The organism is Roseovarius mucosus DSM 17069, from assembly GCF_000768555.3.
In the GTDB taxonomy this organism is placed as follows: Bacteria; Pseudomonadota; Alphaproteobacteria; order Rhodobacterales; family Rhodobacteraceae; genus Roseovarius; species Roseovarius mucosus.
In genome coordinates this window covers 556626-570156 of sequence record NZ_KN293991.1, presented here as the reverse complement: position 1 = coordinate 570156, position 13531 = coordinate 556626, and the positions used below count along the sequence as shown (strand labels likewise).

The following is a 13531-nucleotide window of genomic DNA, read 5'->3' as shown; positions in this document are numbered from 1 at the left end:
TCAGTCGGGGTACGTCCGCAAAAGCTGAGCGAGACTGTCCAAAAGCGCGGTCCGCGCCCTGTCGCGCCTTTGCACAGCGCAGCGCGTTTCCTCCTCCGAGAGTTGGGTCGCCGCCTGATACTTCCCAAAACTGCGATGCAGCTCTCGGCTCAGCTGACCCTTGCGCCCTAGAACACGCGCCAGTTCGGAATGCAGCCGCGCCTTGCTCTGCCCGATCCAACCCTGCCACAAGAGATCCGCGCCGACCGCACGATATCCGCTTGCATCCTCTTGGGGCATCTCGCCTGCGGTGCGGCGCATCGCTTCAAGCTGGCGCAGGTCAGCGCGCAAACCTGCCTCTTCCGTCAGCAGCCTTTGCATCCTGGCCGAGTCCGCGCGATAGAGCGCCTCTGTCAGGGCGATCATGTCGGCCTCGCTTCGGAAGGTCATCCAAAACTCCTTGCCTTGCGCCGCATGTCTTCGGCAAAGCGGATGGCGACGGCCACTGCGGCGTAATGCATGGGATCAATTTCCTGGCCGATTTCTGTCGTGGCGTGCAGCGCGCGCGCGGTGGGCGCATCCGACAAGACAGGCACGTCATTGTCACGAGCAAGGTCGCGGATCGCGAGCGCGATGTGATCCTGGCCCTTGGCTACGCAGATTGGTGCAGCCCCCGGTTTGCGGCTCCATTTCAGAGCCACGGCAAAATGGGTGGGATTGACGATCACCACATCGGCCGTCGGCACATCCGCCATCATCCTGCCAGATGCCAATTCCGTGGCGCGGTGCCGGCGCCGCTGCTTGACGCTGGGATCGCCGTCATTCTGCTTTTGCTCGTCGCGCATGTCCTTATGTGACATCCTCTGACGCCGCAGATGATCGAAATGCTGCCAGAGATAATCAAGCCCACCAACTGCGAGCGTGATCAGCAAAACAAGGATCAGGAAATCGATCATCATCGCGCCCATCACCGCCCCGATGATCGGGGCTTCTGCATGCACGGCGCTCACCATGTCAGGTAGCCGATAGGACAGGAACCCTCCAAGCAGGAGGCCGTAAAGACCTAACTTCGCAAAACTCTTGGCAAATTCAAAAAGCCCCGTCGCCCCGAACTTGTTCTTGGCGTTCTCGACCGGATTGAGACGCGATAATCTCGGCTCCAGCTTGTTTGGGGCCACCACAAACGCGCGTTGTGCGATCACGGCCGCAAGTGTGAGCGCCATTGGCAAGATGAGAAACAGGGAAAGGCCGAGCACGATCTGCCCCGCCATATCGCCCAACGCCGAGGCGGCGCGACCGCCCTGAAACACGAGCGACGCCAAGTGGTCGGACTGTTCCAGCAAGGCCACAAGATTGTCGCCAACCTTCTCCAGCAACATACCGCTTGCACCCAAAAGAGCGAGCAGTAGCCCGGCGTAGGATCCCGCCGTGTTGAGATCGGCAGAGCGCGCGAACTCACCTTTCTTGCGGGCCTCATCCAGCTTGTGCTGTGTCGCCTCGAGCGTCTTGTCAGAGTCGTCCTCTTGCCCTTCCATCGCTATCCTCCGAACGGGTTCGCGACAAAATTCTGCAATGCCTCGACCCAAACCATCAGCATCGTGGGCACCACCAACATCAGCAGAAAAAGTGTAAAGGCCATGATCACCGGGGCCCCAACCAGAACAACCATCAACTGCGGCATCGCCCGATTGATGATGCCCAGAGTCAGGTTGTAGAGAACCGAGACAAGAACAAAGGGCGCGGCAAGGGAGAAGCCAAAGGAAAACGCCTGCGCAATCCGGGCCACGCCCCATTGCGACAGGGCACCGATATCCGGGGGCTCCCCAACAGGAAAAACCGTGTAACTGAGCACGATCATCTCTGTTACACGGACATGCAAGCCCATGATCATCATGAGAGCAACGCCCCCCGTTGCGAGCAGGTGACCAATGGCCGGGAGCGGCGTTTGTCCGACACTCCCAAGGATCTGCGCCAGAGAGGTTGACTGCGCCGCAATTGACCCTGCCATCTGCAAGGCCATCAGAAAGAGCCGTAAGGCGAGACCGAGAGCGAGACCGATGATCGTTTCAGACAGGATAAAGCCCACAGTCGGCGAATGCACCTGTGCCGTTAGATCAGGCGACAGCACGGGGGCCACGATCATCGTAAACGCGATGACAATAACCAACTTGATCCGCATCGGAACAGAGGCCTCGCCAATTCCCGGCAAGAGCCCGATGATCGGCGCCACCCGCAGGAATACGCCTACATGCAGCCAAAGCATGTCAATCGACAGTTCAAAGACTTGGGCAAAGGGCGTCACGAGCGCACTACCCCAACAAGCGACGGTTTGACCTCGAATCCAATTTCTTCAAAGCTTAGAACCGGGACGTTGACATTCCTCGCACTCAAGAGCGTGCGCAGAAACCGGCGTCGCAAGGTCGAGGTGACGAGGGCAGGCGATAGTCCCCTTTCCCCGGCCAGTTGCACCTGTTCGGCAACTCCGGCCGTGAGCGCGCTGAATTGCTCTGGTGGCAAGGCAACGTCGGAACGACCCCGCTCGCTGTTCACCTCATAGGTTGCAAATGTATCCTCCCATTCCGGAGCAAGCTGGATCAGGGGCAGGCTGCCATCGGGGCGTTGCAACCCGGCCACCAACTGAAACCCAAGCCTCTGGCGCACATGCTCGCATATCGTCTCGGATTGGGACCCCAAGTGGCGGGATTCGGCAATGGCCTCAAGAATGAGCGGCAGGTTTCGGATCGAGACCTGCTCTGCCAGCAAGAGACGCAGCACGGCATGCAGCAGATCCGGTGCAACCCGGTCCGGGATCATGTCTTCGAGCAGCTTGCGATTAGCCTCTGACCTGCCTTTGTCAGAGAGGTTCACCATTTCATCGAGCAGACGCCGCATGGCCTTCATGGTCAGCAATCGACTTAGATTGCGGCGAATCACCTCGAGCAGATGGGTTGCCAGCACCTCGGGCGGCGCAACCAAAGTGACCCCGCAGAGCGCCGCGCGATCCTGTTCGGATGCCGGTATCCAACGTGCCGGTGCGCCATAAACCGGTTCTTTGACCGTTTCACCCGGTGCCAACGAAGGATAGTGCTCGGGATCGAGAGCGAGAAGGTGATTATCCCGCAAGAACGCCCGCGCCCGCTCCACCCCTTGAATGCGGATCAGGTAGCTGCCGGGCGGCATCCCGGGATCATCGGTCAACCGGATATCCGAGAGGATTATCCCATATGTCGTTGCAATATACTGGCGCATATTGGTGATGCGCGCCTCAAGACCGACGCCGGGATCAAGCACCATGTTGACGAGGTCCGGGGCAAATTCCACATGAATATCATCCAACTCCAGAATATCGCCCATCGACCTGACCGGCGCGCTTGCTGGGGCAGTATCCTCGGCCGGGGAAGCCGCGCTCAAGACCCGGCTGCGATGGCTGGCAAAGGCCAACGCGGCCAACCCAACGCCGCCGAGGAGAAAAGGCACAAACGGAAGGCCCGGAACGAGCGCGAAAAGCCCCATCAAGACCGCAACCGTTGCGAGCGCCCTTGGATGACGGCCAATCTGCTCGGAAATCGCAAGATCCGTCGCGCCCTTGTTGCCGCCCCGAGCCAGCAGCAGAGCGGCAGCAATCGAGATAATTACCGCTGGAATCTGCGTGACGAGCCCGTCGCCGATTGTCAGGATCGTATAGGTTTCAAAGGCTTGACCGATCGGCATGTCATGCATCGCGATGCCGATCACGAGACCAACCAGAAAGTTCAGGAGCGTGATCAAAAGGCCCGCAACCGCATCGCCCTTGACGAATTTAGAGGCTCCATCAAGCGATCCGAAAAAGGTGGTTTCTTGTTGCTCCCTCTCTCGTCGTTCCTTGGCCTCATGATGACTGATGGCGCCCGCCGACATGTCACTGTCAATAGCAAGTTGTTTGCCCGGCATGGCATCGAGGGCAAAGCGCGCGCCCACTTCCGCCATGCGCGCGGCTCCTTTTGTAATCACCAGAAAGTTGACGATCAACAGCACCAGAAACACGACGAGCCCCAACAGCACATTGCCGCCAATGATGAAATTGGCAAATCCCTCAATCACCTCTCCGGCGGCATCTGCGCCGGTGTGACCCTCTCCGATGATCAGCTTGGTCGAGGAGACGTTGAGCGCCAGTCGGAGCATCAAGGACGCCAGCAGGATTGTCGGGAATGCGGAAAAATCGAGTGGCCTGTCGATAAAGAGCGTGATCGTGAAGATCAGGATCGCAAGAGCAAAGGACGCGGCCAGGCCGACATCCAGCATCCATGCCGGAACGGGCAGGATCATCATCACGATCACGGCCATAAGGGCGAGTGCCAGAAGGACCGTTGGTTGAAACACCGATTTGATGGATAGGCCGGTCATGCCTTAGAAACCTACCGCGACTGTTTGATCGAGACGGATCATGTAGCCCCGAGTTTCCCCCATCGGCACGAGAGAGCCCCGACGCGAGACACCATTCGAATTCTGCAACAGCGGATAGCCGTTCCGGGACAGAACAGGCTCGGCGGGCCACTGCCGCGTAGTTGTCTCAGATTCTTGGGGCGGGATGCCGTCTAGCCCGGCGCGGATATCTTCGACCCTTTCGCGATAGCCTTGGGCGCGCTGCGGTTGCCGGGAATGATAGGCCCCAATCGCCTTGGACCAAGTGCCCATCTCACGCCGCAAGTCACCCAAAAATCGCGCAGCGTACAGCGCATTCTCCCTTGGATCGAACATGCTCTCAAACGAGTCGAACGCTGCAGCGTGCCACCGAGTGTTTATCTGAAAGCACCCAATGTCGAAACTGCGGACACCGCGAGCATAGGCGCCGCGCACAAAGGCATGCGCCGCCGCTTCGCTCTCGAACCAATAGCCGTCGCCCTCCAAGTTCACGGTCCAAGGCCAAGCCTGAAATTCGCCCGCCACGAAACGGCCCGTTTCAACCTTGGCAATCGCGCGCAGCACATTTGTGGGAACATCCGCTTTTCCCGCCGCGTGCCGGGCCGCGTCATCACAAAGATCGACGGGGGTCGCCATGGCCTGTACCGCGCCCATAAAACTGTAGATCGTTAGGTGCCATAGCAGGCACCATAAACGGGTCAGACCTTTCTTTACCCGGTTGATAGGGACAGATTGTAAAACTCTACGGTCATGCGTTTGCTCTGCTCCGCTCCCTATGTGCGCCAGAAGTTTGCCAGACACAGGCTGTCCACCAACAAAGCGGCCTATGATCAGAAGGTCAGCCATTAACGCTCCAAGTTTAGTTGCGACGAAGGCCTCGACACTGGCGTTCTTTCGCTTTAGCGCCCACGCTCTCGGAATCTCCACGACCAGCCTGCGCCCTATCTCTTGCGATTCGGTAACTTGTTGCCCGATTGTCAGGGGGAAATGGAAATTTCGGTACTCGCCAACAGCGCGCTCAAAGCGGAGCGGGCAGCAACGCTTTGATCAATCAATTGTCGATTGAAAGACAGAACTCCGCCGGATTTGTCTGGCGCAGCTTGCGTCATGGCTTGGGCCAGCTTTTGCTGCGACGGGTCACCCGAGGACAAGAGACTTTGCCAATCCCGTGAAAGCCATGCGGCTTTCTGCTTTGCGGCCTCATCTTTAAGCCCCTTTGCATAGCGCATTGCTCCGGCGTAATCTCCAAGAGCGGTCCGGGCGCGGGCGCGCAGGGTGTCGGCCTCAGGCGAGGCAAGACCGATGATCTCTGCCTCCACGAGGTGCGGACGTCCCCGGGCCAGCGCAATTTCTGCCTTCAAGAGCCGATACTGCGGGTCTTTTTCCGGCGGCGGTGCCGTATTGAGAAGCGCATCCGCAAGATCGGCAAACCCCAAGGTCAACACGCGCTCCACGATCCGCCGGTTCAGATCGGCAGGCATCATTGAGAAATTTGCCTTAGGCTCATTCAGGGTCTGTCGGAGGAACGCCAGATCCTCGGCATGTGCGACAAGCAGGTGCAACATCTCATTGCGCGTTTCCTTTGCCGTTTCGATCGGCAAATCAGGGCTGACGCGATCAAATTCAGCAAAAGCTTCGTGGTAGGATCGCGATGCGGTCAGGGCCAGCAAATAAGAGCGCCCAAGGTCTTGACCCAGCGGGGTTCCACGGGCCTCTTGATAGAGAGCGGCGGCCAGTTGTGCGGTGTCGTAGTCTATGGCTTGCCCCCGAGAGATTCGGGATTTGATCAGAACTGACAGAGCCTGCGCAGAGTCCGCATCATTCCGCGACAAAGAGCCTTTCAGGCTTTGGTCGGCCGCGTCGAAATCATCGTCTGCCATCGCAAGCTCTGCTCTTGCGATTTTTTCGCCGGCGGTGCCCGGCAAGTCCGTCGGCGCAAGACCCCGCAAGATCATATCCGATGTTTCACGATGCTTGGCCGCCAGCAGCTTGCGGGCAAGCGTCGGGCCAAGATGTCGACGCAGGTGCTCGGGTAATTCTGCAAACCCACGTAGGATCGCCGGATGGTCGAGCAGTTCGCCCTCTGGAATTGCCTCATGCGCCAGCGCAGCCCATAAGGCGCTGCGCCCACTGCATCCCAGATCTTGCTTGAGGCGGGTCACTGATAGCGCGACATCTGGGTCGTCAACCACCGCCGCCAATTCTAGGAGAACCGAGACCTCATGGGCATCAGACGGGATCAACGACACCACTTGCAGCGCCTCTCGGCCAAATCCGAAATAGATGTAGAGCCTTGCAAGTTGCAGCGCGATTTCTGGATCGACAACATCGAATTCCCCCGAAAGTCGAGGATAGAGATCACCTATCTGCTCCGGTAGCGGTGCCCGCTCTCCCCAGGTCGCAACGTCCAGAGTGGCCTCTGGTAGACAGGCGGTCGTGGGTGTGTCGGACGGCGCAGAGGACAAGGCCAGTTTTGGAGCGCGGTCGATTGCGCCCATCACCCGGAGATTGTCGCCCGGGGCCAAAGGCAAAACTTTGATCAAGCGAGACTCGGTACCCGGTGCCATGTCGTCAGGCGGCATAGTCTCGACCGTCGCACTTAGAGGTGTTGGGGGGGACAATGGCTCTGCAACGTGGTCGAGCAAGCGTACAGGCTCGACCAGTCCCTGATTGGCTGACTGGGCGATCTGCTCCAGAAGGGTCCGCCGCGCCGTCCGCAGTATATCATCCGGCGCAGGCGCGATGGGAGGCATGCCGGTCTGCGTCATGCCTAGAGGCGGGGCTATGCCCGATGCCACCAATCTGGCCGCCGAAGACTCGGGCCGCGCCATCATCGACAGCACGAGGCCAGCGGTCTCGTCCTCTGCCGCACGCGCTTCCTTTGTTTGCGCTGGCGGCATCTCGGTGGTGGCAAATGTGAGAATGTCAATCACCAACATAGACCCGGAATGCCAGAACGTCCGCGTTGTGCAGGCACAGCCAAATGTCAGGTCCAGTTGTCCAGAGCCGTCCGGAGCGTCAATCGCGGCAAGCCGCCCTTGGGTCAGCCGGTCAAAGGCTCGGCTCAGGTCAAATGCGGGGCTCTGGCCGGAAAAGGTAATCGTGATGCCATCCTCGCGGGCTTGCCCCTGCCAGTCGCGTCGCGCTGGAAAATCCAGCACCAGCCGCGTAAACCCCTCATGCTCTCCCGAGCGCACCACAACGTTTTGAGCAAGCGCTGGAATGGCCCATAGAGACAGGAACAACACTGTGACCCACGCCCGGATCATGCCGCCTCCTGTTTCAGAGATTTCAATGCCTCTTCCAACTCGTTGAAACTTGGACGCTTGTGGTTTGGTGTGTTTTGCCGCCCCACTTCAATGCAGATATTTGTGGCATGGTTATGCAGATTGGCCACCAGCACTTCGCGGATCAGTTGATAGAAATGCCCGTCCTCCTCGACCACATCCTTGACCTTGGCCGCGAAGGGCCCGACCAGCCCGTACGAGAGGAAGACGCCCAAAAAGGTCCCAACCAACGCGCCACCAATCATCTTGCCAAGGATTTCCGGTGGCTGGTCAATCGACGCCATCGTCTTGATGACCCCTAGGACAGCGGCGACAATCCCCAAAGCGGGCAACCCGTCCGCCATGGTTTGCAGGGCATGGCTTGAGTGCAAAGCATGGTGAAGAGTGGCCTCCATCCGCTTTTCCAGAACCTCTTCCACCTGATGCGGATCGTCGTAATTCATGGAGGCCGAGCGTAGCGTGTCGCTGATCAGGGCCACAGCCTCTGCATCGGCCAAAATCTTGGGGTATTTCGAGAAGATTGCCGAATCCTTTGGGGCCTCGATATGCTCTTCGACGGCGATTGGGTTCTGCCGACCCAAACGGATCAACTCGAATAAAAGACAGAGCAAATCCCTGTAATCCTGCGGCTTCCATTTCGGTCCCTTGAAGACCTTGGCCACATCTCTGAGTGTGTGCTTGATCGCAGGTCCGTCATTACTAATGAGAAAGGCTCCGACAGCCGCCCCACCGATCATCATGAATTCGAACGGCAACGCCTTGAGTATGATCCCAAGCTTGCCCCCGGCGGCCATATAACCACCAAAGACCATGACGAAAATTATGACAATCCCGATAATCCCGACCATCGTGTTCCCCACAGGCAATCCCTGATCCGAGACTGCCATCAAGCCGTTAACAAACCCTGACGGTCCGCCCTCATTCCCGAGGCGCGGTGGCATTGCGCCCCGCGAGGATCACGCTGATGCCATGTGCCGCACCGGGCGACAGCCCAGCGAGCACATCGGCCGCGGAGTCGGGGCGCATGCGGGCAAGGAATCCGGCCGCAAAGACCGGGTCCATTTCCTCAAAGAGTGCGGCCGCCTGTTTGGGCTTCATCGACTCGTAAACCTTGGTGAGTTGCAGCACGTCATTCTCAGCGGCACTTTCCGTGACGGCGATCATGCGGCGCAAATCCTCTTCGGCAGACGTCAGTGCCGTGATTTTTTCGCCGACCTCCTGCTCGACCAGTTTGAGGGCTTGTTCCCTGTTTCGCACGGCCGCCTCTCGCTCCTCAAGAGTGCGCCCGCGCTCTTGCAGCGCTTCAAGCAGGACTTTCATATCTTCCGGCGTTTCGCAGTCCTTTGCGGGAGGCGTGCTGCTCTCTTCTATAGGCTCTGACGCGAGGGCAAAGGCCCCGCCGATACCATCGCCAAACCGCAGCAAGGCTGATGCCATCAAAAAGGTCGAGAGAATTAAAAGCACGCCGCGTGCGGGTCTTGATCGCGCAGATGGCTTGGTTGAGGAGGAGCGCCAAATCATTGGGCCGCCCCTCGCGCCGGTTCGTGATGGCGCTTGAAAACGGGCCCAGTCTCAGCAACCGGGGAGCTGACGGGCGTTTGGCGATGAGGTGGGGGTGGTCCCTCTTGATGGGGCAGATCGTGCATCGCAGCCACCAGAAGCTCGAGCCGCCGTGCCACATCTTCGGCACGTTCGGTGACGTTAACAAGAGAACGGGTGGACCCGTCCGCCGTCTGCCGCGCCGCCTGAAGCGTTCGTGTCAGATCGTCAACCTGCGCCGAAAGCACCGCCACCGCACCGCCCATGCCGGTTTCGAGATCGTTGAAATGGTTGAGCCGTCGGGCCAGCACAAAGCAATAGACCCCCGCCCCGATTGCGCCCGCAACGAGCAAAATATCCGAGATCATTTCCATATGCGCGCTCCTCAGTTCAACACGAATTCCATGATCAACAGATCGTTGATCCGCCCGGCCCCGGTCACGACCTGCATGCGGCGCAAAAGCTGCGCACGCAGGCGAATCAAGGCCTGAGCGTCTTCGAGATCCGCTAGCTTGAGCGCGCGCAGATAGGTATTCGTCACATCGACGATGCGCGGCATCAGCTTTTCGACATGCGACTTGTGGGCGGCCTTCACCTCCAGTTCAGCGGCGAATCGCAGATGCGACCGCGCGGCCCCCTGCCCCACCGAAACAACCACAGGAACCACCGGCACAAAGACCAATTCAACTGTCGGCAGGCCGGGATCGGTCGCCCCTTCAACAGGCGCCTCGGCAACAGGTTCGTGACCCCCGCCAAGCGGGATCAAGCCAGACCACATGGTGTAAAATCCCGCGGTCGCCCCCAAGAGCGACAAGACCAGTCCGATCATCAATGGCTTCTTTGACGGCCTCGCCACGGCTGTTGTCTCCAATTCTCCGGTCTCTGGCATGCTCATCCATCCTGCTGTCGATAAACCCTTATAGACCCACAGAAACTAACCGATTGTTAAGCCTGATGCAGGAATGATGACCTCGGAACATTACTGGAACTCAAGGTGGCGGAGGGCATGCTGTGCAGCAGATCACGAAACTCTGGAAAGCGCTGACCCTGCGCAATCGCATCATCGTCATCGGCGCGGCAGTCGTGATGTTCTGGGCGGTTCTGGCCCTTGCACGCATGGCATCCACGCCCAGCATGACCTTGCTTTACGCAGGCCTCGAAAGTGGGGCTGCGGGCGAGGTTGTCGCGGCGCTTGAGCAGCAAGGGGTCCAATATCAAGTGCGCAACGATGCGATTCTCGTCGACGCGACTCGGCGGGATGAACTGCGCATGATCCTGGCCGGCGAGGGTCTCCCGCGCTCGGGCACGAGCGGCTATGAGCTGCTCGATGGTTTGTCGGGCTTTGGCACCACATCACAGATGTTCGACGCAGCCTACTGGCGCGCCAAGGAAGGTGAATTGGCGCGTACGATCGTCTCGCATCCGGCGATTCTGGCGGCACGGGTTCATATCGCCTCGACCGGTGCCAATCCATTTCAGCGAAATATACGCAGGTCCGCTTCGGTGTCGATTACCACAAACGGGGCCGAGATCTCCGCCAAACATGCGCGCGCGCTGCAATTTCTCGTCGCATCTGCGGTTGCCGATCTTACGCCTGACGATGTTTCCATCATTGATGCCGAGGGGGCCTTGGTGAGCGGTACCGAGGAAACCAAGGTCAACACCTCGGATGAACGCGCAGAGGGTTTGCGCCTACGCGCACAGCGTCTGCTTGAGGCGCGCGTCGGGCCAGGCAATGCAGTCGTCGAGATCGCTCTAGAAACCGTCACGCAAACCGAATCGACCCGCGAGCGGCGATTTGACCCCGAAGGGCGTGTTGCCATAAGCACGGATACCGAAGAACGCGCGAATACCTCAAGCGGCGGCGACACTAGCGTTACAGTCGCCTCCAACCTGCCGGACGGGGATGCGGCCGCAGGCGGAACATCGGCCAGCGAGAACACCGAGACGCGCGAACGCGTGAACTACGAAGTGTCCAGCACCGAGCGCGAGATCATCCAGCAACCCGGTGCGATCAAGCGCATGACAGTTGCGGTTCTGATCAACGGGATCATCACCCCCGACGCAAGCGGCACACCAATCTTTGCGCCGCGCCCCGCAGAGGAACTGACCGCGCTTAGCGATCTCGTTGCTTCTGCGGTAGGTCTGGACGAAGCGCGCGGCGACGCGTTGACGATTCGCAGCTTGCAATTCCAACCTACCGAGCCTGTCGGTACGCTCGTCGAAACAGGCTTGCTTGAGCGTCTTGCCATCGACACGATGACCTTGGTGCAATCGCTGGTTCTGGCCATCGTAGCGCTTGTGCTGGGCCTTTTTGTACTGCGTCCGATCCTCTCGCGCCCCGCCCTTCAGCCCGCCTCTCAACTGAACGCCCCAGCACGGCGGGTTCCGGAGCCAGAGCCTGCGCTCACGCCCCTTTCTGGCGTGATCGACGACGGCGACATCGACGTCGCCGGTCTGTCCGATGTGTCAGAGACACCGCAAGCAGGCCTGCGCCAGCGTCTTGATGACAGCACAGACGATCCGGTCGCACGCCTGCGCGCGCTGATCGGTCAACGCCAAGAGGAAACGGTTGAAATCCTGCGCAACTGGCTGGAAGGCGAAGAGGAGAGGGTTTGATGTCGATTGCACATCTCTTGCACGATTTTGGCGCGCTCTCCCAAGGAAAACCCGTTGCGATCACGGATGTCTCGCTTGAGGAAGAACGCCTCGCAGCCTTCGAGAAAGGCTATCAGGCGGGGTGGGACGATTGTGTAAAATCGCAGGTCGAGGATGGCCGCAGGATCACCGCCGATCTTGTCCAGAACCTGCAGGACATCGGCTTTACCTATGAAGAAGTGCGCGCCGAGATCATGGAGGCGATGCAACGGCTTTTACAGCAGATCACAGAAACGGTCCTACCACCGCTCAGTCACGCGATGCTGGTCCCGCATGTGACCGAAATCCTCCACGACTTGCTCGAAGCCAACGGGCGTCAGCCGGTTCAGCTTACAGCCGGCCCCACGGACCTCGCGATCCTGCGCCGCCTGAGCGCCGAGATGCCTGATCTTGCCTGCACCTTGACAGAGGATCAAACCTTGGCAAGCGGCCAGGTTTTCGTGCGCTTGGGCGAGAGCGAACGCGCCCTCGATATGCCGGACGTCCTGCTAAGAATTGAGCACGCGATATCCGGATTTTTTCAGCAAAATCAAAGGATAGTGGCATGATGGATGACAAAAATGGCGGCAATGAAACCTATCCCAACGATCTGCAAAATCCGTTTTCCTCGGTCCCGATCGAGATAACTGTGTCGGTCGGAAAGGCGCGCCCGCTGATCCGGGACCTTCTGAAACTTGGCAAGAATGCGGTTCTTATCCTCGACCGGCGTGTTGACGATGCTGTCGAACTATACGTGGGCGAGCGCCTGATCGCGCGCGGTCAACTCGAAGAGCTCGAAGGCGATCAACACGGTCAGATTGCCGTGCGTGTGACAGAGGTCGCTAATTTGCAGGATGGTTTATGATGAGGGCAGGTCTGATCCTCATCGGACTGAGCGCCCTCTTGCTGACAGGGCATGCCTCTGGTGCAGCGGCACAGGATCTGACCCTGTCTTTGGGTGACGGTGCCTCACTCTCGGCACGCACGCTACAACTGATCGCCTTGATTACGGTGCTCAGCCTCGCGCCGGGTCTTGCGATCATGGTGACGTGCTTTCCCTTTGTCGTCACGGTTCTCTCTATCCTGAGACAAGGGATCGGCCTGCAACAATCCCCGCCGAACATGCTGATCGTGAGTCTCGCGCTCTTTCTCACCTTTTTCGTGATGGAGCCCGTCTTTACCCAAGCTTGGGAGACCGGGATCGAGCCGCTATTGCAGGAACGCCTGTCCACCGACCTCGCCATCGAGCGGACACTGGCACCATTTCGGGTGTTCATGTTCGGCCGCGTAGACCCTGACACTTTGGCAACCATGGCCACCCTGCGCCCAGAGACAGCCACCGTTCCAGCAGGGCCGGACGCGCCGCTCTCGATCCTTATTCCCAGTTTCATGCTCTCGGAAATCGCACGCGCCTTTCAAATTGGCTTTCTGGTTTTTCTACCCTTTTTGATCATCGACCTTGTGGTTGCGGCCATCCTGATGTCGATGGGTATGATGATGGTCCCGCCCGCCATCGTCTCTTTGCCCTTCAAGCTGGCGTTCTTTGTTATTGCCGATGGTTGGACACTGATCGCAGAAAGCCTTGTGCGCGGATACCTCTAGCGAACCAACCCAAGCCGCACTGTGAACACAGCCCGCCGCACCTGCGAGTCGGAAAGAGAATTTTCGAAAGGACATCGCCCTTCGGG

The 13531-nt window shown here is 59.1% G+C and carries 14 protein-coding genes; 4 read left to right on the top strand and 10 right to left on the bottom strand.

The genetic code is table 11. The annotated features are described in order from the left end of the window. The 10 genes from ROSMUC_RS20470 to ROSMUC_RS20425 form a co-directional block, all read right to left on the bottom strand. Positions 1-429 (bottom strand): hypothetical protein, encoded by a 429-nt coding sequence (locus ROSMUC_RS20470; protein ID WP_245875252.1) that lies wholly within the window; start codon positions 427-429, stop codon positions 1-3. Further along, on the bottom strand, positions 426-1514 hold the full coding sequence (locus ROSMUC_RS20465) for an EscU/YscU/HrcU family type III secretion system export apparatus switch protein (RefSeq protein WP_037276740.1): 1089 nt from the start codon (positions 1512-1514) through the stop codon (positions 426-428). The genes ROSMUC_RS20470 and ROSMUC_RS20465 overlap by 4 nt, the downstream gene beginning before the upstream one ends. Before the next feature lie 2 nt (positions 1515-1516). Then, positions 1517-2242 carry a flagellar biosynthetic protein FliR gene (locus tag ROSMUC_RS20460; protein WP_052115476.1) on the bottom strand — a complete coding sequence of 242 codons (726 nt, stop codon included), beginning with the start codon at positions 2240-2242 and terminating at the stop codon, positions 1517-1519. Between the two features lie 35 nt (positions 2243-2277). Next, positions 2278-4362 carry a flagellar biosynthesis protein FlhA gene (flhA, locus tag ROSMUC_RS20455; RefSeq protein ID WP_037276739.1) on the bottom strand — a complete coding sequence of 695 codons (2085 nt, stop codon included), beginning with the start codon at positions 4360-4362 and terminating at the stop codon, positions 2278-2280. A gap of 3 nt (positions 4363-4365) precedes the next feature. Beyond that, positions 4366-5016 (bottom strand): lysozyme family protein, encoded by a 651-nt coding sequence (locus ROSMUC_RS20450; RefSeq protein WP_102106039.1) that lies wholly within the window; start codon positions 5014-5016, stop codon positions 4366-4368. 341 nt (positions 5017-5357) lie between these two features. Beyond that, positions 5358-7649, bottom strand: coding sequence for a hypothetical protein (locus ROSMUC_RS20445; RefSeq protein WP_037276738.1), 2292 nt, complete (start codon positions 7647-7649; stop codon positions 5358-5360). Then, the gene (gene motA / locus ROSMUC_RS20440) at positions 7646-8515 is read right to left on the bottom strand and encodes a flagellar motor stator protein MotA (RefSeq protein ID WP_037276903.1); all 870 of its coding nucleotides are present in this window, start codon (positions 8513-8515) and stop codon (positions 7646-7648) included. The genes ROSMUC_RS20445 and motA overlap by 4 nt, the downstream gene beginning before the upstream one ends. A 70-nt stretch (positions 8516-8585) precedes the next feature. Then, positions 8586-9104, bottom strand: coding sequence for a MotE family protein (locus tag ROSMUC_RS20435; protein ID WP_245875251.1), 519 nt, complete (start codon positions 9102-9104; stop codon positions 8586-8588). 80 nt (positions 9105-9184) lie between these two features. Beyond that, positions 9185-9580 carry a hypothetical protein gene (locus ROSMUC_RS20430; RefSeq protein WP_037276735.1) on the bottom strand — a complete coding sequence of 132 codons (396 nt, stop codon included), beginning with the start codon at positions 9578-9580 and terminating at the stop codon, positions 9185-9187. Positions 9581-9591: 11 nt separating this feature from the next. Then, positions 9592-10095, bottom strand: a complete 504-nt coding sequence (locus ROSMUC_RS20425; protein ID WP_037276902.1) for a flagellar basal body-associated FliL family protein — start codon at positions 10093-10095, stop codon at positions 9592-9594. Between the two features lie 122 nt (positions 10096-10217). Here ROSMUC_RS20425 and fliF point away from each other — a divergent pair, with 122 nt between their 5' ends. The 4 genes from fliF to fliP are packed head-to-tail and all read left to right on the top strand — an operon-like array spanning position 10218 to position 13445. Beyond that, positions 10218-11825 carry a flagellar basal-body MS-ring/collar protein FliF gene (gene fliF, locus ROSMUC_RS20420; RefSeq protein ID WP_037276734.1) on the top strand — a complete coding sequence of 536 codons (1608 nt, stop codon included), beginning with the start codon at positions 10218-10220 and terminating at the stop codon, positions 11823-11825. After that, complete coding sequence (locus ROSMUC_RS20415) at positions 11825-12412, top strand: FliH/SctL family protein (RefSeq protein WP_037276732.1); 588 nt, start codon at positions 11825-11827, stop codon at positions 12410-12412. The genes fliF and ROSMUC_RS20415 overlap by 1 nt, the downstream gene beginning before the upstream one ends. Continuing rightward, a complete protein-coding gene (locus tag ROSMUC_RS20410) occupies positions 12412-12708 on the top strand; it encodes a FliM/FliN family flagellar motor switch protein (protein WP_037276730.1) in 297 nt (98 codons plus the stop codon). Before ROSMUC_RS20415 ends, ROSMUC_RS20410 begins: the two co-directional genes overlap by 1 nt. Next, positions 12708-13445 (top strand): flagellar type III secretion system pore protein FliP, encoded by a 738-nt coding sequence (gene fliP / locus ROSMUC_RS20405; protein ID WP_102106049.1) that lies wholly within the window; start codon positions 12708-12710, stop codon positions 13443-13445. The genes ROSMUC_RS20410 and fliP overlap by 1 nt, the downstream gene beginning before the upstream one ends. The last annotated feature ends 86 nt before the right edge of the window (positions 13446-13531 follow it).